This is a genomic window from Microcoleus sp. PH2017_34_RAT_O_A (genome assembly GCF_020737885.1).
In the GTDB taxonomy this organism is placed as follows: domain Bacteria; phylum Cyanobacteriota; class Cyanobacteriia; order Cyanobacteriales; family Microcoleaceae; genus Microcoleus.
Genome location: NZ_JAEQDD010000001.1, coordinates 380,345 through 399,104, shown reverse-complemented (window position 1 = coordinate 399,104; position 18,760 = coordinate 380,345). Strand labels below are relative to the sequence as shown.

General features: G+C 45.7%; 20 protein-coding genes. 9 read left to right on the top strand and 11 right to left on the bottom strand.

The annotated features are described in order from the left end of the window. Positions 1 to 268: 268 nt before the first annotated feature. A complete protein-coding gene (locus JGK11_RS01830) occupies positions 269 to 1,264 on the bottom strand; it encodes an AEC family transporter (RefSeq protein ID WP_293175880.1) in 996 nt (331 codons plus the stop codon). Positions 1,265 to 1,362: 98 nt separating this feature from the next. Between JGK11_RS01830 and JGK11_RS01825 the strand changes: the two genes are divergently transcribed. Next, positions 1,363 to 1,677, top strand: coding sequence for a hypothetical protein (locus JGK11_RS01825; RefSeq protein WP_293175882.1), 315 nt, complete (start codon positions 1,363 to 1,365; stop codon positions 1,675 to 1,677). A gap of 122 nt (positions 1,678 to 1,799) precedes the next feature. On the opposite strand, the gene JGK11_RS01820 is transcribed toward JGK11_RS01825, so the two are convergent. The 8 genes from JGK11_RS01820 to patD form a co-directional block, all read right to left on the bottom strand. Then, entirely contained in the window at positions 1,800 to 2,006 is a 207-nt protein-coding gene (locus tag JGK11_RS01820) for a glycogen debranching protein (RefSeq protein WP_293175884.1), read from the bottom strand. Positions 2,007 to 2,220: 214 nt separating this feature from the next. Next, a complete protein-coding gene (locus tag JGK11_RS01815; protein ID WP_293189619.1) occupies positions 2,221 to 2,706 on the bottom strand; it encodes a GNAT family N-acetyltransferase in 486 nt (161 codons plus the stop codon). Positions 2,707 to 3,183: 477 nt separating this feature from the next. Continuing rightward, positions 3,184 to 4,257, bottom strand: coding sequence for an RNA polymerase sigma factor, RpoD/SigA family (locus JGK11_RS01810; RefSeq protein WP_293175888.1), 1,074 nt, complete (start codon positions 4,255 to 4,257; stop codon positions 3,184 to 3,186). A 125-nt stretch (positions 4,258 to 4,382) separates the two neighbouring features. Beyond that, a complete protein-coding gene (locus JGK11_RS01805; RefSeq protein ID WP_293210343.1) occupies positions 4,383 to 6,056 on the bottom strand; it encodes an ABC transporter ATP-binding protein in 1,674 nt (557 codons plus the stop codon). Between the two features lie 295 nt (positions 6,057 to 6,351). Next, positions 6,352 to 6,582, bottom strand: a complete 231-nt coding sequence (locus JGK11_RS01800; RefSeq protein WP_293210341.1) for a hypothetical protein — start codon at positions 6,580 to 6,582, stop codon at positions 6,352 to 6,354. A 4-nt stretch (positions 6,583 to 6,586) separates the two neighbouring features. Then, entirely contained in the window at positions 6,587 to 7,171 is a 585-nt protein-coding gene (locus JGK11_RS01795) for a zf-TFIIB domain-containing protein (protein WP_293175894.1), read from the bottom strand. 50 nt (positions 7,172 to 7,221) lie between these two features. Further along, a complete protein-coding gene (locus JGK11_RS01790) occupies positions 7,222 to 8,676 on the bottom strand; it encodes a transposase (RefSeq protein ID WP_293175895.1) in 1,455 nt (484 codons plus the stop codon). A 92-nt stretch (positions 8,677 to 8,768) separates the two neighbouring features. Beyond that, a complete protein-coding gene (patD, locus tag JGK11_RS01785; protein ID WP_293210339.1) occupies positions 8,769 to 9,167 on the bottom strand; it encodes a heterocyst frequency control protein PatD in 399 nt (132 codons plus the stop codon). Between the two features lie 101 nt (positions 9,168 to 9,268). Between patD and JGK11_RS01780 the strand changes: the two genes are divergently transcribed. Together JGK11_RS01780 and JGK11_RS01775 are read left to right on the top strand one after the other, a co-directional pair. After that, positions 9,269 to 9,394: a hypothetical protein gene (locus tag JGK11_RS01780; protein ID WP_293175899.1), complete on the top strand. Its 126-nt coding sequence runs from the start codon at positions 9,269 to 9,271 to the stop codon at positions 9,392 to 9,394. Positions 9,395 to 9,739: 345 nt separating this feature from the next. Next, positions 9,740 to 12,013 carry a bifunctional (p)ppGpp synthetase/guanosine-3',5'-bis(diphosphate) 3'-pyrophosphohydrolase gene (locus JGK11_RS01775; RefSeq protein ID WP_293175901.1) on the top strand — a complete coding sequence of 758 codons (2,274 nt, stop codon included), beginning with the start codon at positions 9,740 to 9,742 and terminating at the stop codon, positions 12,011 to 12,013. Between the two features lie 421 nt (positions 12,014 to 12,434). On the opposite strand, the gene JGK11_RS01770 is transcribed toward JGK11_RS01775, so the two are convergent. Next, the gene (locus tag JGK11_RS01770; protein ID WP_293210337.1) at positions 12,435 to 13,304 is read right to left on the bottom strand and encodes a glycine betaine ABC transporter substrate-binding protein; all 870 of its coding nucleotides are present in this window, start codon (positions 13,302 to 13,304) and stop codon (positions 12,435 to 12,437) included. A 93-nt stretch (positions 13,305 to 13,397) separates the two neighbouring features. Between JGK11_RS01770 and JGK11_RS01765 the strand changes: the two genes are divergently transcribed. The 6 genes from JGK11_RS01765 (at position 13,398) to JGK11_RS01740 (ending at position 17,720) form a co-directional block, all read left to right on the top strand. After that, positions 13,398 to 14,765, top strand: a complete 1,368-nt coding sequence (locus JGK11_RS01765) for an aldehyde dehydrogenase (protein ID WP_293175905.1) — start codon at positions 13,398 to 13,400, stop codon at positions 14,763 to 14,765. A 235-nt stretch (positions 14,766 to 15,000) separates the two neighbouring features. After that, positions 15,001 to 15,321 (top strand): nucleotidyltransferase domain-containing protein, encoded by a 321-nt coding sequence (locus JGK11_RS01760; protein WP_293189605.1) that lies wholly within the window; start codon positions 15,001 to 15,003, stop codon positions 15,319 to 15,321. 229 nt (positions 15,322 to 15,550) lie between these two features. Beyond that, on the top strand, positions 15,551 to 16,435 hold the full coding sequence (locus tag JGK11_RS01755) for a Uma2 family endonuclease (protein WP_293175909.1): 885 nt from the start codon (positions 15,551 to 15,553) through the stop codon (positions 16,433 to 16,435). Positions 16,436 to 16,584: 149 nt separating this feature from the next. Beyond that, entirely contained in the window at positions 16,585 to 16,959 is a 375-nt protein-coding gene (locus JGK11_RS01750) for a DUF433 domain-containing protein (RefSeq protein ID WP_293210335.1), read from the top strand. Then, positions 16,960 to 17,322, top strand: coding sequence for a DUF5615 family PIN-like protein (locus JGK11_RS01745; protein WP_293175914.1), 363 nt, complete (start codon positions 16,960 to 16,962; stop codon positions 17,320 to 17,322). A 47-nt stretch (positions 17,323 to 17,369) separates the two neighbouring features. Further along, a complete protein-coding gene (locus JGK11_RS01740) occupies positions 17,370 to 17,720 on the top strand; it encodes a 4a-hydroxytetrahydrobiopterin dehydratase (RefSeq protein WP_293195933.1) in 351 nt (116 codons plus the stop codon). Between the two features lie 8 nt (positions 17,721 to 17,728). On the opposite strand, the gene JGK11_RS01735 is transcribed toward JGK11_RS01740, so the two are convergent. Further along, positions 17,729 to 18,478 (bottom strand): response regulator transcription factor, encoded by a 750-nt coding sequence (locus tag JGK11_RS01735; protein ID WP_293175918.1) that lies wholly within the window; start codon positions 18,476 to 18,478, stop codon positions 17,729 to 17,731. Between the last annotated feature and the right edge of the window lie 282 nt (positions 18,479 to 18,760).

Sequence of the window (18,760 nt, the reverse complement as noted above, 5' to 3'; positions counted from 1 at the left end):
TGATCTATATTACCTGTTTATCTTGCACTTTTTTCTCCCTCGCGCCATCTAAACCTATGCCACGCAATATGTGATTGATTTTTCAGCAAGCCCTATCTAATTTGACAACTCAGTTAATATTAGCTCAATAGGCGATTGTTAAGGCCGATCCCCCCTAACCCCCCTTAAAAAAGGGGGGGACAAGAACTCGATCGAAGTCCCCCGACTATCCGGGGAATTTAGGGGGATCTCCGGGCTAGAAACAGTGTTAACTGAACCGTATTGAATATTAAATAAAGCAAGCCAACCACAGCGGCAGCATCAACAGCAAACCCACAGAAGTGAGGGCGATACTGCTAGCTAACAAATCGCGATCGAGTTCATATATTTCTGCTAAAATTAGCACCGAAAGAGCCGTGGGCGTTCCCGACATCAACACCAAAACCAACCTCGGATCGCCGCTCAATCCGAAAAAACTAGCACCCAATCCGATCAGTACCGGCACAATTACCACTTTTAACAGCGACGGGATTAACGCTAGTTCAAAACTTTGCCATGTTTTAATAGCTCTCAGCCGGATACCAACCAACACCAAAGCACTAGCAATTACCCCTAAAACTGCCGTCTGCAATCCCGATTCTACAGTCTCAGGCAGGGGGACACTTCTGGTAAAAAAACCAATGATAAATGCCCACAGGGCGGGAACTGTTAGCACGTCCCGAAGCTGAATCCACCAGTGATTTTTTCCATCGGAATGCCCGAAATAGCTAGCAAGAAATACACCAAATCCGTAGCTTCCCATCACGTTGTTGGTGACGCTGTACAAGACGGCCCAGTTGTTGTTATCGCTGCTGATGATCGCGGGGGTGATTGCTAATCCGACAAAGCCGGTATTCCCTAACATCGCAGCTAGGATAAAACTGCCTTGGCTCGATCGCGTCAGGGAATTTATATTTAATAGAAATAAATTAACTACAGAATGTTTGCCGTCAAAATATGGCTTTTTGACGTGGCGGGTGCTCAGCCGCCGTAATAATACCCAAGTCAACCAAGCTAAACTCGTACTGACAAATAATACGAATATGGCGATCGCCGGTGTGAATCCGACAGCACCGGAAAAATCGCTCTGACGGGCTAAAACTGCAATTTGCAGGGGTATCCCAATCCAGAACAGAAAGCGGCTCAGCAGCTTAGGAAAATCAACTGGGATGTACCGAAATACCAGCAGTCCCAACCCAGTCCAGATCACTAGAGGCGTATAAGCGTGAAATAATGTCTCAATCATAAAAACTTAACTTGACAATTTGAAATGCCTCTATTGACTAATAGTAAGGCTAAAACCAGTTTGAAAAATGCGATTTGTCGTTAGCGGAACTTGCAGCTATGGGATCGCAGGATGCAGGCTGTTTCACCCTCCCGCCGGGGAACTGCGCCCCCGCAATTTCCCGCCCAAATTCCCGCAGCCAGGAGGACACAATTTTGAGAGTATCAGACATCAACGATTGCAGCATTGTACTTTCAGATACACTTTCACCAGATTTGTTTGAATTTTACAAAAGTGCGATCGTCTTAGAAGGCTCTGCTAACGAGTTATCTGGCATTTTCCGAAATTATATGCTGTGTTTTCCGGCAGTTGCGATCGCACCTCAATACAGCGAGACTAAATCTGCTGATAAGTCAACCAAAAACGCATATTAAGCGCCAACACGACGGAGGGTATCGATCAAAATTTTAGACGAAAGTTCAAACTCCCAAATTGCATCTGTGGAGTCAATCTAAAATCTAAAATCTAAAATCTAAAATCGACTAACTTGCCCTCATCAATTCAATTTCAAAGAATTAACAGGCACCTCATCCCAAGAAGTAACTGTTCGCAATGTAGCAACCCAGCCCTGCTGTTTTTGCTCTGCCGTCAAATTCTGCTCAAAAGATTCGTGGCATTGCTTGGCTTGAGTCTCATCGCCACAAGCAATGCAAGCATAAAGAATACCCGACGGATCGATTTGCTCGTTTACCCAAATAATCACGATCTACTCTCTCAGTCAAAATCTACTGTCACTTAAATTTTCCTATATTTTTGCCAATTATTTACTAGGATTTACCCAACCCAAAATTGACCCACGAGGTGCCCAGAAACCGGGTTTTTCGGGAAAAGACGGGTTACAGACGGCAGATTCAGCAAAAAGCCCGGTTTCTGAGAGTCGTTTTTGAGAGTCCCAGTGCGATCGCCAACTGATAAAATCACTTCGAGGCCAAACTCGCCAAAGACTCCCCCGCCACCCGGCAAATCCGCCAGTCGGGCATCACATCAGCACCTATACCCTTGTAAAATCCGATCGCCAATTCATTCCAATCAAGCACACTCCACTCCAAGCGCCCGCAGCCCCTTTCCACCGTCAACCGCGCCAAATAAACAATCAAAGACTTGCCAATTCCCCGCCCGCGAAACTCAGGGAGCACAAACAAATCCTCCAAATAAATCCCCGGCTGAGTCAAAAAAGTAGAATAATTGTAAAAAAATAGCGCCCAGCCGACAATCCGATCTTCGCATTCTGCTAGAATCGCTTCAGCAAAAGGGCGATCGGCAAACAAATGATTTTCCAAATCTACCGCATTACCTGTTACCGCATCAGATAACTTTTCGTACTCAGCTAAAGCCTTAATCAAATCAAACAGCACCGGCACATCGGCGCGGGTAGCTGGACGCAAAATCACCTCATCAGACATAAATCAATCAGTAGTAAGCGACAATCAACAATTTAAAATACCACATCAAGATATTTTTAATTCTACTCGTTACCAGGCTCCTGCCTAGTAACGCAGATCTGGAGGCTCTGCCTCCTTTTTTCCCAGCCGAGGCAGAGCCTCTGAATATCTGTTCCAAGGCTCTGCCTTGGGGGAGGATCTCAGTTTTGCATTTAATAGTGCGAGCGGGGGCGATCGCGTATTATACGATACGCGAGCGGGGGCGATCGCGTATTATACGATACGCGAGCGGGGGCGATCGCGTATTATACGATACGCGAGCGGGGACGCTCGCACTATAAGAAAAAAATGCTTTTTACAAAAATAAGATGCTCCCCTGCCTTGGAACCAGTTAAACCAATTAAACCCGCCTCCGCGGGTTTTGTTTGTATAGACGCGAATTTCATTCGCCGTCCAATATTTAAGACTTTTCACAATGCAAACTCAATGTTTTGAAGCTTATTTCAACCAGCCCTTCAATCGTTCCGTCACTTGAGGGCGGCGCAGCTTTCGCATTGCCTTATTTTGAATTTGACGGACTCGTTCGCGGGACAGATTGAACAAACTACTGACTTCTTCTAAAGTGTAAGGTTCGCCAGTTATCAAACCGTAACGCATAGCAACAATCTCTTTTTCCCGCTCAGTCAAAATATTATCCAACACCTCCAAAATATCTTGGCGCATCATCATCTCATTCATCTGAGCTTCGGGAGATTGCGTTGCATTATCTTCAATAACATCCAAAAGTTCCGAACTTTCTTCCGTGCCGATGCGGTGGTTGAGAGATAAAGATTGGCGGCGCACTTGCTGGAGGTAACGAAGCTGTTCGGAAGTAACTTCCATTTCTTTAGCAAGTTCAAGTTCAGTGGGATTGCGTTGAAGAGAACGCCTCAAATCCCGATAAACTCTTTTGAGTTTATTTAACTGTTCGACAATGTGAACCGGCAACCGAATTGTCCGCCCTTGATTGGCAATTGTGCGGGTAATTCCTTGGCGAATCCACCAATAGGCATAGGTAGAAAATTTATAACCCTTCTCAGGATCGAACTTTTCGGCGGCTCGGTTCAAACCCAAAGATCCTTCCTGAATTAAATCAAGAAAAGGCACGCCCCGGTTGAGATAGCGTTTGGCAATCGAAACCACCAAGCGCAAATTAGAGCTGATCATTTTCCGTTTCGCCGACTGACACTGGTAGCGGATCTGTTGCAGTTGAGTTTCGCTCACCCCCAAAGCCGTGGCTAGTTCAGCTTTTGTGGGCACTCTGTCCAATTCCTGCTTTAAACGCTCTTCTAGTTCCTGAAGGGCTACCAATTCTTGAACGCGGCGCGCCAACTCTACCTCTTCGGTGGCAGTCAGTAGGGGATAGCGAGCCATTTCTTTGAACAAAGCTCCCACGGGATCGTCGGCAGACCAACTGTTGTATGCTGACGATCTACTTACCGTCGGACGATCGATCTCGGTGTCCTCATCCTCTGCGATTTCGAGTGAGGCTTCGGATGCCACCGCAAAACTGCCTAAGTCAGATTTTGCCATATTTGCTTGGTGTCCGTGGGATGATTTGAAAAGTATCCCTTCACTGTAACGAATTTAATCAGAAATTTCCGAAATCCATATAGAAGTTGCTGACTAATATCTGATTGCGCTAATTTTATACATTTTTATTGAGTTCGAGCCAGTAAAGGAGCAGCCTGCAATAACTCCTGAGTATAAGGGTGCTGCGGATTAGTAAAAATATCCCTAGTTTTCCCGATTTCCACAATTTTTCCCGAATTCATTACCGCAATGCGATCGCAAAAAAACCTCGCCACCCACAAATCGTGCGTAATAAACAGATAAGTCAAATTAAATTCCTGCTTCAACTCCAGCATCAGCTCTAATACCTGAGTCTGTACGCTAGCATCCAGCATACTCACCGGTTCGTCGCAAATAATCAGTTGCGGCCGAGTAATCAAAGCTCGGGCGATGGAAACCCGCTGCTGTTGTCCCCCCGACAGTTCCCCCGGATAACGGCGAAAGAAATCCTCCCCAGGAGTCAAACCCACCCGCTCTAACATTTGGATTACTTGTTTTTTAGCTTCTTCTCCCTTAGCTAATTTGTGAATCAACAAAGGATCGGCAATACTTTGCCCGACAGTCATCATCGGATTCAAGCAAGCGTGGGGATCTTGAAATACCATTTGCATTTGGCGGCGGTGTTTCCTGACAGCATCGCGACTCAGGGCAGTGATATCTATGCCTTGAAATTCCACTTTGCCACCTGTCGGGGGAATTAGCCGCAAAATTGTGCGCGATAACGTACTTTTGCCGCAGCCGGACTCCCCTACAAGCCCGAGGATTTCTCCCCGCTCTAGCTCTAAACTAACGCCGTCTACGGCTTTAATTACCTGGCGGTTCCGCGAAAATAACTGGTCTAATAAATTGCTTTCTAAACTGTAGTGCTGCTGTAAATTCGTCACAGTCAACAGAGGTGAATTTGTTAAGTTTGTAGTGAGGACTTCAGTCCTTATTTCCTCCGATGTTAACCCTTTACCCGAATCAGCTTGAATGTGCAAAGCTGCTTTCAGGAGCGATCGAGTATATTCGTGTTGCGGCCGTTCAAAAACATCCAGCACTGGCCCCGTTTCTACGACTTTGCCGCCGTACATCACCGCAATGCGATCGCAATACTCAGCCACCATCGCCAAATCGTGAGAAATCAGCAAAATCGCCGTTCCTCTTGAAGCGCAAAGTCGGGTTAACTCCTGCAAAATCTGAGCAGCGACAGTTACATCCAAACTCGTCGTCGGTTCATCCGCCACAATTAATTTAGGATCGAGCAAAAGAGCCAAAGCAATTGCCACTCTTTGGCGCATTCCACCGCTAAATTCGTGGGGAAATTGCGACCAGCGAGACGCCGGAATTTTCACAGCATCCAAAATCTCGATCGCCCGTTTCTTAGCTTCCTTGCGATTCAAATTCGGTCTGTGAGCCTGCAAAGTCTCAATGCAGTGTTCCCCAACAGTCATCAAAGGATCGAGACGAGTCATCGGATCTTGAAAAATCAATGCCACAGCTTCGCCCCGAAAGCGTCTGAGCCGCGAAGCATTCATCTCAAACACCGACTCTCCACCAAAACCAACCCGCCCCTCAACCAAAGTCGAATCCGGCAGCAACCGCATCGCCGCCCTACCCAAAGTTGACTTACCGCACCCAGACTCCCCAACTAATCCCAGTTTTTCCCCCGGTTCCAACGCCAGGGAAACCCCATCAACGGCCCAACCGGATTGGCCCCGCCGCTGAGGATAAGCTACTCGCAGATTTTCAACCGAAAATAGAGAAGAGTCATTAGTCATTAGTCCTTAGTCCTTAGTCCTTAGTTATTGGTTATTGGTTATTGGTTATTGGTTATTGGTTATTGGTTATTGGTTATTGGTTATTGGTTGTTAATTATTAGTTGTTAGTTATTAGTTGTTAGTTATTGGTTATTGGTCATATCATGTCCCGTCATATAATCCTAAATCGTTCGTAGTGAGGACGGCGAGTCATCAATCGGGGTGACGGGATAAATTTCATCCTTACTACAAACAATTTTATTAATGACAATCGACCAGACATGATAGCAGTTAATTATTAGTTGTCAGTTAGTTGTCAGTTGTTAGTCAGTATTTGATAACTAATGACCACAGCCAACTGCCAACTGCCAACTGCCAACTGCCAACTGCCAACTGCCAACTGCCAACTGCCAACTGCCAACTGCCAACTGCCAACTGCCAACTGCCAACTGCCAACTGCCAACTGCCAACTGCCAACTGCCAACTGCCAACTGCCAACTGCCAACTGCCAACTGCCAACTGCCAACTGCCAACTGCCAACTGCCAACTGACTAAATTTCCTTTCGTTTCAACTCAGCTCTCCGCAATATGTAAGTAGCCGCACAATCAGCATGGGGATGGTCTGCTAAAACTTCCGCTAGTTCCAACACATATCCGGCGATATCCGGGCCCAGCTTCTCAGTCAGCACCTGACGTTCCCGAGCAGCGAGTTCTTGCACGCGGGCCTTAGCTTGCCAGTTGGGAGAAAACATCTTGTCAATCTCGGTGTGGAATCCCAGACTTTCGAGAATATCCCACTCGCCGTTATCGCACCAAATTCCTCCGCACAGCATACAGCGCTCTATGTAAAAGGGCACTCTGCTAAACGGAACCTTTGCCCGCGACAGATAGTGACCGTCTTCGGGACACAGTGCTGCTTTGCTGTCGTAGGGAGACGGCGTGAATTCTATGCCGAGAGTGCCAGTCGGCTGAGGCTTCTCGGATTTGTTGTACCAGAGGCTGTGTTCTTTCTGCCAAGCTTCGTATTCTTTGCCCGGAATCCAGATACCGTAACAGTTGGGACACCACTGCACCGACATACTGCCGGCTAAGGTGCCACCGTCTAAGTTGGGATGCTTGCATTTTGGACATTCCACCGCTTTATTTCTCCTTGCCTTATCTATATTCCCTGTTAATTCAGATACATTTAACCCGGTAAATCTAGGAATCCACCCAAATCTACTGTGTATGGCATAATCTGGAAAGCTTGCAGCTTACCAGACATGGAGGTATCCCTCAAAGCTTTCAACAGAATATTGAAAGCGCCGTTTAAATCCCTGTCCAGAGTGTGTCCGCATTCGGGACATTTAAACGTTTTTAAGCCGCCCAACTTGCTATGGATATGACCGCATTTTGAACAAGTCTTACTGGTGTACTCTTCTGTCACGTCTACTACAACACAACCGTACTTGGATGCTTGATGCTTCAACGTTTGTTTAAAACGATAATGACTCAAAGTCACCATCGCTCTAGCTGTCTTCGTGGCAAGTTTTCGCTTACCCTTTTTTACCATTTGCTGCGTTTCAAATGTTGGCAAGAAAATTAACTTATACTTGCTAACTAGGTAATTAGCCGCCTTATTGTGCAATTCCGAAACTAAGTTCTTAATCTTAACACGAATCCTTGCTGCTACTTTTCTCAATCGATACCGCAGCCGCTTAAACTGACTACCTTTGCTTTTTCCGAGCCGAGACATTAACTTGTCTAAATGTCTGGCTAACCGATAAATGCGACCGATATCACTTTTGCCTAATTTCAGTATATTATGACCGTCAAATCCTGTCATAAATGTTCTGATTCCCGGGTCTAAGGCAATCGCTAATTCGGATTGAGTCGGAGGCGGTGCAACAGTGTCAACCGCATAGCAGATAAACCATTGATCGTTGATAATACTAAGGGTTGGTTCGTGTTGCATTACCTCCACTATTGCTTCAGACGCTTTAAAAGACAAGCCTTTGGTTTCGCGCGGATAGAATGTGTTTGATTTCCAGTTCGCTGTTTGAAACCTAATAGTTTGAGTTGGTTCTTGACAACTTCTAAACTTGGCTGTACCTTGGGATTTACAAGCTGCTTTGTGTGCTTCGCAGGCTTGAAATACTGCTAGTTGACGCGGGTTGTATGGCTGTTGAGACACCCATTCAGGTGCTGAATCCATGATGCGTTTACGCAATTCATATTTACCGATTTTTTCATTTTTGAGAATGGCAATTGCTTGATTGTAACACCATCTGCTTGCGGCTATCCATGTCCGCCATTTCTGAGCTAGTTTTGTTTCCGGGTAGACTCTGATCTTTTTGGATAGTAGATTTGTCTTGACGCTGGGAGTAGAGTCCGCAATCGTCAGCCTGGATGATTCATAGGATATCTTCAACCATTTCTGGTTGGGGAGATAAGTCTGTTCGGCACAGAACCAGGAGTTAGCAATTTTGCTGTTGACAGATCCACTTGATAATATGGATCTGTCAACTCCTGGGCGCGAGTAGGTCAAAGCGATCGACGACCACAACTGTCTCGATATCTCCTGACATGACTTGTCCCAAAAAGGCAAGAATTTCTTTGCGTGTGAAGTTGAGTCCGTATCCAATGTATTGGAATTCGTCATACACGGTGGTTTTTTATTGATTACATACTATCAATGTCTACCGCTATCTTCAAGGAATTTACAAGAAATCGTTTACTATACGAAAACAGTTATTAATTTTGCATCTCGACGGGCCCGGGCGCACCAGAATTTTTTTGGAGCACCACACCGCAGTAGCCAATTAGCGTGTTAAGTCGCTCCGCCGTCGCAGTTTGCCTTGCGGATGCTGTTGCTGGCTGCTTCGCTACTTGCAAAAACGTGACATCTGTTCCCAATAACCGCAGTTGCTTGTGAATTTCCGTCAAATATGACTGTTCTGGGGGGGGTTCTGAGGCGTCTAACTCAGTGCTGGGGACTCTCATAATTTGGTTTCCGAAAAATTGTTGCACTTTTTTGTATTCGATCGCCAGCGCTGCCCGATCGACCTTATCCTGTGTAACAGTTCTTTGTAGCTGTTCGAGTGCTTGCTGTAATTCTTCGTAGCAATGGCGGCGGTCTTCGGACAATATCATGATTTTGTGAACAAATTTATATTTATAATCAAAGTAGATTCTTGCTTAAGGTTGGCTCAGATGAAGGAAAGCCGTGCCTTTTTGCAGCAATTCCCTGTTTTTTGAGAAAATTTCATCACTGGGGGCGTGACTCGATCGCTCTGGCTTCTGCTTTGAGTTTAGCGTTGCCTGTAAATGCCGATCGCCCGCTCCACCAAAAACAGGTACAGTGTCCTAATGCTCGCTAGAGTGGATATCTTCAAATTTTAGACCCTAGTTCCAGATTCATCTGTCGAGTCAAATCTCAAATCTCAAATCTCAAATCGACTGACCTCCACTGCTACCGCCAAAATATCCCCATTTTACCCGATCGATCGACCGCAGTGGCGGCAGTGGAGTCACTATATTTTCCTACCTGCGAGGGGGGGCGACTCGCAATTAGATAGGTATAGTTAACAGAAAAATTGACTATTTTTTTGAATTGCAAATTGTGGCATTCAATTAGTTTAGTATAACTAAACACATAATTTCGGCAATTCAACCGAAAACTGGCATTTAACCATTTGTATTTCTAATTTTTAAAGGTGTACCCCATGAACGCAAACACTCTGACTCCCTCGAATGCGATCGATCCTTGCATAGTTCCCGACTGGCTGCAAGAATGTCTGAATGCTCGATCGCAACCTGACGAAGCCCCAAATCCGAATTGTACGACGGACAACGGCTTAATTTGTCGGGCCTTTGAATTTGCCCGCGACTTGCACGAAGGACAGTACCGCAAATCGGGAGAACCTTATATTTGCCATCCCGTAGCTGTAGCTGGAATACTCCGATATATGGGCGGAAACAGCGCTATGATTGCTGCTGGTTTCCTCCATGACATTGTGGAAGATACAGATATTACTCTCGAAGAAATAGAACAGCGGTTTGGGGCAGAAGTGCGACAGTTAGTCGAAGGAGTCACCAAGCTTTCTAAGTTTAATTTTTCCAGCAAAACAGAGCGCCTTGCCGAAAATTTCCGCCGAATGTTCCTAGCAATGGCTAAAGATATTCGCGTGATTGTCGTCAAACTCGCAGATAGGCTGCACAATATGAGGACTTTGGAGCATTTGTCCGAAGAAAAGCAGCGCACCATTGCCCTAGAAACCCGAGAGATTTTTGCTCCCCTGGCGAACCGTTTGGGTATCGGGCGCTTTAAGTGGGAATTGGAAGATTTAGCCTTTAAATACCTGGAACCGGAAGCTTACCGCGAAATTCAGGACTTGGTGGCGGTGAAGCGGGGCGATCGAGAAACCCAACTTGCAGAAGTCACAGATTGTTTGCGAGAAAGGCTTGACAATTTAGGCATTAAATGCTATGAAGTCAGCGGCCGTCCCAAACATTTGTACGGGATTTATGGGAAGATGCAGCGCAGGCAAAAAGGCTTTAACCAAGTGTACGATATTGCTGCGGTGCGGATCATAGTAGAAAGCAATGATGACTGTTATCGCGCATTGGCGATCGTCCACGATTCATTCCGCCCGATTCCCGGCCGCTTCAAAGACTATATTGGTTTACCAAAAGCCAACCGCTATCAATCGTTGCACACCGGAGTCATCGGCACCAGCGGCCGCCCCATCGAAGTACAAATTCGCACCGTAGCAATGCACCACATTGCCGAATACGGCATAGCAGCCCACTGGAAATACAAAGAAACCGGCGGTTCCAATACCACAGTAACCGGCGACGACGAAAAATTTACCTGGCTGCGACAACTGCTAGAATGGCAAACCGATCTCAAAGACGATCGCGAATATTTACAAAGCATTAAAGACAACTTATTCGACGAAGATATCTACGTTTTCACTCCTAACGGAGACGTAATTGCTCTCAATAGCGGGTCAACACCCGTAGATTTTGCTTACCGCATTCACACAGAAATAGGCAATCGCTGCACCGGCGCCAGAGTCAACGGGCGGATGGTGACACTAGACAAGGTTTTAAAGAACGGTGATATTGTAGAAATCTTGAATCAAAAAAACGGCCATCCCAGCTCCGATTGGCTGAATTTTGTCAAGACAAACGGAGCAAAAAACCGAATTCGCCAGTGGTTAAAGCGATCGCACCGAGATGAAAATCTCGCTCGCGGGCGGGAATTGCTGGAAAAAGAATTAGGTAAAAACGGCTTAGAATCCTTGCTGAAATCTGAACCCATGCAATCAGTAGCTCAGCGCTGCAACTACCACAGCGTCGAAGATTTAATCGCAGGTTTGGGCTACGGCGAAGTCACCCTAAATCTCGTAGTCAACCGACTGCGAGATTTAGTCAAAGTGCAGCAAAAAATAGAAGCTGCACCCGCAGGAATCCAGGAATCGCCAGTACAAATACCTGCATCAGCCGCACCCAAACCCGTACCGAGTTCATCTCCGAGCAAATCGCCGATCGCAGGTGTAGAAGGATTGCTGTATCATTTAGCCGGCTGTTGCTGTCCGATTCCCGGCGAATCAATTATTGGAGTAGTGACTCGCATCCGAGGAATTTCGATTCACCGACAAGGCTGTTCAAATGTTGAGAGTGTACCGGGTGATAGATTAGTTCCTGTGAGTTGGAATTCCACCAACCGCAATGAATCTCGCCCCAATACTTATCCGGTTAACATTCAAGTCGAAGCGCTCGATCGAGTGGGAGTTCTCAATGATGTATTATCGCATTTAAAAGACAACAAAGTGAACGTCCGCAGCGCTCAAGTCAAAACATATCCAGGATTGCCGGCATTAATTGACTTGTGCATGGATATCCAGGATAAAGAACAGTTCGAGCGGACTTGTATGCAGATTAAAAATATGAGCGATATTTTGAATTTGCGGAGGCTGAGTGAAGCTGAGTGAAGGAACTTAAGAAAGACGGCGGTTGAAACCAGGTTTAGAAAAAATGAAGAAAGACGGCGGTTAAAACCGCGGCTACACAAACAAAGTCCGCCTCCGCGGACTGAAGAAGATCACATAATTTTAACCGTTCCTTCTTCAACCTGCGAAGGCAGGTTTTGTCTGTATAGACGCGAATTCTATTCGCCCGGTCTTCTGAAGAAGATCACATAATTTTAACCGTTCGTTCTTCAACCTGCGGAGGCAGGTTTTGCTTGTATAGACGCGAATTATATTCGCCCGGTCTTCTTCGAGACGCACCCGATTGTAGGTTTGTAGTGAGGACTTTAGTCCGCAAAAAGAAGGACTAAAGTTCTCACTACAAACCTATAGTTGATATTTTGCTCGACATGATATCCAACCATTTTTTGCATAATTCGTGCCTTTATTTCGCCGGAGTTGCAGGCTTGGACTCACCCAATTTTTGCTGCAAAAACTGCCGCGCTAATTGTGCGGCATCCTGCTGTTTCCCATCAACTTGATAGTTGAGTTGGCGCATATCTTCCTCGGAGATTTTGCCGCCCAACTCTGCGAGCACTGGACGCAATTCGGGATATTTTTCCAAAATTTGCGATCGCACAACCGGCACAGCTTCATAGGGCGGGAAATAGTTCTTATCATCTTTGAGCACTACCAAACCCAAACTTTGAATCAAACCATCGGTTGTGCCTCCAGCAATCACATCTACTTCTTTTTGTTGCAGTGCTTGATAAAGCAATCCTAACAGCAACTCCTTCGGTTCTTCCGCAAATTTAATCCCGTAAGTTTTAGCCAATCCGGGAAATCCATCTTCTCTATCTTTGAATTCCGGCCCGAAACCAGCGCGCAATTTTGGTGCAGCTTTACCCAATTGCGAGAGAGTTTGCAAGTTGAGTTTTTTGGCATCGTCTCCCCGCAAAATAATCGCAAAACCGTTATTAAATCCCAGGGGTTCAGTCCATTCGGCTTTAAACTGTTTGGGATATTCTTGTTTGAGGTAGGCGAGGACTTTTTTGGGGTCAGAAATCGGCTTTTGTTTGAGAATGTTGGTAAAACCTGTACCCGTATATTCGACGTACAAGTCAATTTTTCCTGCTGTTAGGGATTGATGGCAAAGCGAGCCTCCGAGGTTGAGTTCGCGTTCTACTTTAATATCTGTTTTGGCTTCGATGTGCTGTGCTAAAATTTCTGCAAGGATGACTTGTTCGCTAAAGTCTTTTGAGCAAATAACAACTTGTTTTTGAGAACTCGAATTGCAGCTTGTAACTGCGAACAAGCAAAGCAATGATAAACAGGAAGATAAAAAATTGATTTTTGATATTTTCATTTTTTTATTGTAACATTTATGTAGATAGATACAGGAGAAAATATGCTATTGAGTGTCAGGGATACGATCCGGGAGCAGCGACAATTTTTTGCTACTGGGAAAACTAAAGATGTGGATTTTCGGATCGAACAACTCAAAAATCTCAAAAGTGCGATCGTCTCCAATCAATCACGGATTGTGGATGCTGTCAAGGCTGATTTGAACAGGCCGGAGTATGAGGCTTATTTTGAAATTGCTGCGCTCGCAGAAGTTAATTATGCCATCAAAAACGTTGAATCGTGGGCCAAGCCCAAAAAAGTGCCAACACCGATCGATCAATTCCCCGCCTCAGCCCGGATTTACCCGGAACCTTTGGGCGTCGTTTTAATCATCGGGCCTTGGAATTACCCGTTTCAGCTCATGATATCACCTTTAGTCGGGGCGATCGCCGCCGGCAACTGCGCCATCCTCAAACCCTCAGAAATCGCCTCGCACACGTCGAAAGTTGTCGCGGATATGATTCTCACAGCCTTCGATCCCGCCTACATCGCAGCCATCGAAGGAGGAGTTGAAATCAGCCAACAATTATTAGCCGAAAAATTCGACCACATCTTCTTTACCGGAGGCACAAAAATCGGTAAAGTAGTCATGGAAGCCGCCGCCAAACACCTCACACCTGTCACATTAGAATTGGGTGGCAAAAGTCCTTGCATTGTAGACTCAGACATTCAAGTTGAATATACTGCAAGACGCATTGCGTGGGGCAAATTTATCAATGCCGGTCAAACTTGTATTGCTCCAGATTACCTGTTAGTTGACAAAAAAGTTAAACCCGCTTTGATGCAAGCAATTAAAACATCAATTCACGAATTTTACGGCGAAGATCCGCAGAAAAGTCCCGACTATTCCCGAATTATCAATCAGCATCATTTAGGACGTTTGGCAGAGTTTATCAAAGATGGTGAAATTGTCGCGGGCGGTCAAACTAACGTCGAAGACAAATATATTGCGCCGACGGTAATTGACAAGGTTTCCTGGGATTCGCCGGTGATGCAGGATGAGATTTTTGGCCCGATTTTGCCCGTTTTGGAGTATGAAGAGTTCTCAGAGGCGATCGCCCAAATCAACGCCCACCCCAAACCGCTAGCTTTGTATTTGTTCTCAAAGGATAAGGAGAAACAAGAACGAGTTTTGCGCGAAACTTCTTCCGGCGGAGTTTGCATCAACGACACGGTGATGCAAGTCGGAGTTACAACTTTACCTTTTGGCGGAGTTGGCGACAGCGGTATTGGTAGCTATCATGGGAAAGCCAGTTTTGATACTTTTTCACATCAAAAAAGCGTGCTGCAAAAGTCATTTTTACTTGACTTTAAATGGCGGTACGCTCCCTATCTAGGCAAGTTGGATTTGATTAAGAAAATTATCGGTTGAGCGAACGACTACTTGTTTCAATATCATCGGGGCGTGATTTCACCAACATCTACAATACAAATAAGATCGCGGTGTTATTCCGCCCAGATTATCCATAATCTGACAATATATAGCCTTTCTCAAAAAGATGAGGTATGACTGATAGCTTATATAACCAGTTCCACTAAGAGGGCTGAAGCCCAACAACGTACCTCATATGAGAGCTAGATCCGCTATAACTTGATAAACCAACAATATGAACGAGAATTTACCAGAAATATTAGCTGAACTGCGCCACTACTTTAATGATTTGTACGGCGACAGACTTGTACAGTTAATTCTCTACGGTTCCCAAGCCAGAGGAGATGCGAAACCAGATTCTGATATTGATATTTTGGTTGTATTGGACGAACCTGTGAGTGCTGGCAAAGAAATCGCTCGCACGAGTGAATTTGTTGCTGCTTTGTGCTTAGATCGTACTGTAGTAATTTCTAGTGCTTTCGCCTCCGCAGCACGTTTTCAGCAAGAGAAAAGTCCTTTCTTTCTAAATGTTCGCAGAGAAGGAGTATTGATTTGATACCAGAACAAATTGCTCTTTTAACCAAAGCCGTTGAAAGCTTACGAGCAGCTAAGTTGTTAGCTGGATCGAATAGGTTTGTAGTGCGGACTTTAGTCCGCAGAATTTGATGCGGACTAAAGTCCTCACTACAAACCTTTTGAATTTAACGAAATTAGATGCTGGGAAATCAGCCACCTGCTTAATATTGCTTGAGTTAAAATAAAGTCAGTTATTCCCCTAAATTCTTATGTTTCCTAAATATCCCGTGCCTCAAACAGAACCGCCCCGATCGCCAAAAGAAACACTTCCCACGATGTACGATCTACCTAGCGAAAATCCGGAGGAACCTGGTTTGCCTGATGAATTTCACGGCTTGCAACCGCAGTTGCTGAGCTACACTTTCCGCCCTTCCACCTATTCGGCTTCCCAAATATTTACCGGGAGCGACATGAATCTTTATTATGACGTGCGTCACCCGCTTTGGTACAAGCGCCCGGATTGGTTTGGAGTTGTGGGAGTTTCCCGATTGTATGATGAAGTTGATATGCGGCTGAGTTATGTCATTTGGCAAGAGGGTGTGAATCCTTTTGTGATTGTAGAATTGCTCTCGCCGGGAACAGAAAAAGAAGATTTGGGAGAAAATGAGGGGGAAAATATACCGTCTGCGCCTGAACAAATAGCAGGAAATGGTAATATTAACCACGAACCGAGTTCGGAAAAGCCGCTCAGAAAATGGGAGGTTTACGAGCAGGTTTTGCGAATTCCTTATTATGTTGTTTTCAGTCGCTACACCAATCGATTGAGGGCTTTTAAATTGGATGGCGCTCGCTATGAAGAATTGGAACTGTCTGACTCGCGCCTGTGGATGCCTGAGATTGATTTAGGCTTGGGTTTGTGGCACGGGGATTATCTGGGAGTCGATCGACTGTGGTTGCGCTGGTACGATAGTGAGGGCAATTGGATTCCGACTCCCGAGGAGCGAGCCGAACAGGCACAAGAGCGTGCCGATGAGGCACAAGAGCGCGCCGATGAGGCACAGGAGCGTGCAGAGATTGCCGAAACTCGCTTACAATCTTTGATCGAAAGGCTGCGGGAATCTGGCATCGATCCCGATCAATTTTTGAACGGTTAATACTGAATTGGGCGGAAAAAGAGAGTGCGATCGCTCTTTTCATGAGTATAGGGAAAAAAGGGCGATCGAACATTTATTTACATCAGGCTGACGCACAACGATCGTGCTATAATTAAAGTTGGTAAGTGTTCGATAGCGAGCCAGAGACAATGAGTAAAACTGTAGAAGTAACTGTAGTCAAGAAACCAAAGCAATTAAAAGACTATTTTGATTTTTGGGCGGGTGATGATATTCGCATTAAAGAGACCCGCATTGGGATCGAGGATATTCTCGATGAATACATTTATGGTAAGAAATCACCAGAAGTCATAGCAGAGCTGTTTCCCACAGTAACTTTAGAGCAAATTTACGCTACAATTTTTTACTATCTACAAAATCCAGAAATTGTAGAAAAGTATGTAGAAGATTGGTTAGAGTACACTCTAAAAGCACAGGCAGAACACGATAAAAATCCTCCGCCTGTTGTCTTACGGCTTCGGAAGTTAAAAGCAGAAGGCGATGCGAATCGGGCAGCAGCACAATAAATGGCAATTCAGTACCTTATAGATGAAAATATGCCGTCCTTGTATCGCGAACAGCTATTGCGTCATCTACCAAATTTAATTATCCACACGGTTGGCGATTCAGGTGTGCCACCTAGAGGTACACTAGATCCAGAAATTATAGTTTGGTGTGAAAAAAATGGTTTTTTACTCATTACTAAGAACCGCCGCTCAATGCCATTTCACTTGGCAGATCATTTAAGCACAGGTCATCATTTACCAGGAATTTTGGTACTTCGCCGTCAAGCAGATGTTGGTCAAGTGATTGCTGATTTAGTATTAATTGCAGAAGCGGCTGATGATGATGAATATCTAGATCGCATTAGTTATGTACCTTTAGCTTAATCCTAATAGAATACCCAGAAAACTATCATCGAACTAAAAAGCAATTTATGCCCACCCTATTGCAAGAAAAATGTGCCGCCTGCCTCCCAAACTCTCCCCGCGTCACAGCTTACGAAATTGTCCAACTCAAACCTCAAATTCCCAACTGGAATTTGATTGAAAAAAATGGCATTCCCCAGTTAGAGCGCACTTACAAGTTCCCGGATTTCAAAAGTGCGATCGCCTTTACTAACAGTGTAGGCGAAGCAGCAGAAACTGAAGGGCATCACCCCGCACTGTTAACCGAATGGGGAAAAGTTACCGTTACTTGGTGGACTCACTCGATTTCGGGACTGCACCGCAATGATTTTATTATGGCCGCGAGAACAGATGCGATCGCACATCAATTCTCAACCTAAAATCAGATCTATCGGCTAATGATAGTTTCAGATGTCGGAGCGCCGAATACGGGTGAATGTTGTTGATTCGTATTCAACAATTCCAGATTCAGGCGGTAGCCGACATTCCGCACAGTTTGAATTAGACTCGGCTGTCGCGGGTCGATTTCGATTTTTTTCCGCAGAGAGAGTACGTGAGTGTCGATCGTGCGCGGGTTGTCAATCGCATCCGGCCACGCCCGACGCAGCAAATCGGAGCGCGACAAAGGCACTCCTCCAGCTTGAGCCAGCACGTACAGCAGGCTGAATTCCTGGGGAGTAAGCTCGATGTGTTCCTCATGCAGCCTGACTCGGCGCTGTACCAAGTCAATTTTTAGCCGCCCGCACTCCAGCATCGCGGGCGGTACCATTGTGCGGTTGCGGCGCATCAGGGCTTCCACCCTAGCCATAAATTCTTGCATCCCAAACGGTTTAGTCAGGTAATCGTCGGCGCCCGACTTCAAACCTTCGACAATATCCGCTTCTGAATTCCGCGCTGATAGCATCAAAATCAGCGATTGCTGCTGCTGTTGGAGCCAGCGGCAAAATTCCAAACCGTCCCCATCAGGCAATTGGGCATCAAGAATCACTAGGGTTGGCTGGCGGCTGAAAAATATTTCCCTAGCATGACTGATATCCGCTGATTGGTGCACCCAGTGACCGACTTGCTGTAAATGCCAGCCCAAGAGCGATCGCAGGTGCGGATTTCCTTCAACAATTGAAATACTTGCAGATCCCACAACGGCGAGCTTCCCTTATCACTAATGGGTACCAGGTTAACAGAGCTTTTGTCAAGGTTTTGTAACCATGGCTACTCAAGCATAAGCTGCGTTTAAAGCGACGAACAAACTTCTAGTATCAATTTTAAAGATTTGGTCAAATTGCGATCGTCAGACCTGAGAAAGGTTAAATCATTCTGGCGGTGAGCTTACAATGAAAATAATATAGCTTACAGCCGATCGAGCCTATGACCTAGCCACCTGCTTTGACCGAACCCCCCGACAGGGTATCCACTCCCAGGA

Coding starts and splice junctions, on each gene's coding strand:
- JGK11_RS01830 (WP_293175880.1), bottom strand. CDS start 1,264: ATGATTGAGACATTATTTCACGCTTATACGCCTCTAGTGATCTGGACT.
- JGK11_RS01825 (WP_293175882.1), top strand. CDS start 1,363: ATGGGATCGCAGGATGCAGGCTGTTTCACCCTCCCGCCGGGGAACTGC.
- JGK11_RS01815 (WP_293189619.1), bottom strand. CDS start 2,706: ATGTCTGATGAGGTGATTTTGCGTCCAGCTACCCGCGCCGATGTGCCG.
- JGK11_RS01810 (WP_293175888.1), bottom strand. CDS start 4,257: ATGGCAAAATCTGACTTAGGCAGTTTTGCGGTGGCATCCGAAGCCTCA.
- JGK11_RS01805 (WP_293210343.1), bottom strand. CDS start 6,056: ATGACTAATGACTCTTCTCTATTTTCGGTTGAAAATCTGCGAGTAGCT.
- JGK11_RS01790 (WP_293175895.1), bottom strand. CDS start 8,676: ATGACGAATTCCAATACATTGGATACGGACTCAACTTCACACGCAAAG.
- patD (WP_293210339.1), bottom strand. CDS start 9,167: ATGATATTGTCCGAAGACCGCCGCCATTGCTACGAAGAATTACAGCAA.
- JGK11_RS01775 (WP_293175901.1), top strand. CDS start 9,740: ATGAACGCAAACACTCTGACTCCCTCGAATGCGATCGATCCTTGCATA.
- JGK11_RS01765 (WP_293175905.1), top strand. CDS start 13,398: ATGCTATTGAGTGTCAGGGATACGATCCGGGAGCAGCGACAATTTTTT.
- JGK11_RS01760 (WP_293189605.1), top strand. CDS start 15,001: ATGAACGAGAATTTACCAGAAATATTAGCTGAACTGCGCCACTACTTT.
- JGK11_RS01755 (WP_293175909.1), top strand. CDS start 15,551: ATGTTTCCTAAATATCCCGTGCCTCAAACAGAACCGCCCCGATCGCCA.
- JGK11_RS01750 (WP_293210335.1), top strand. CDS start 16,585: ATGAGTAAAACTGTAGAAGTAACTGTAGTCAAGAAACCAAAGCAATTA.
- JGK11_RS01745 (WP_293175914.1), top strand. CDS start 16,960: ATGGCAATTCAGTACCTTATAGATGAAAATATGCCGTCCTTGTATCGC.
- JGK11_RS01740 (WP_293195933.1), top strand. CDS start 17,370: ATGCCCACCCTATTGCAAGAAAAATGTGCCGCCTGCCTCCCAAACTCT.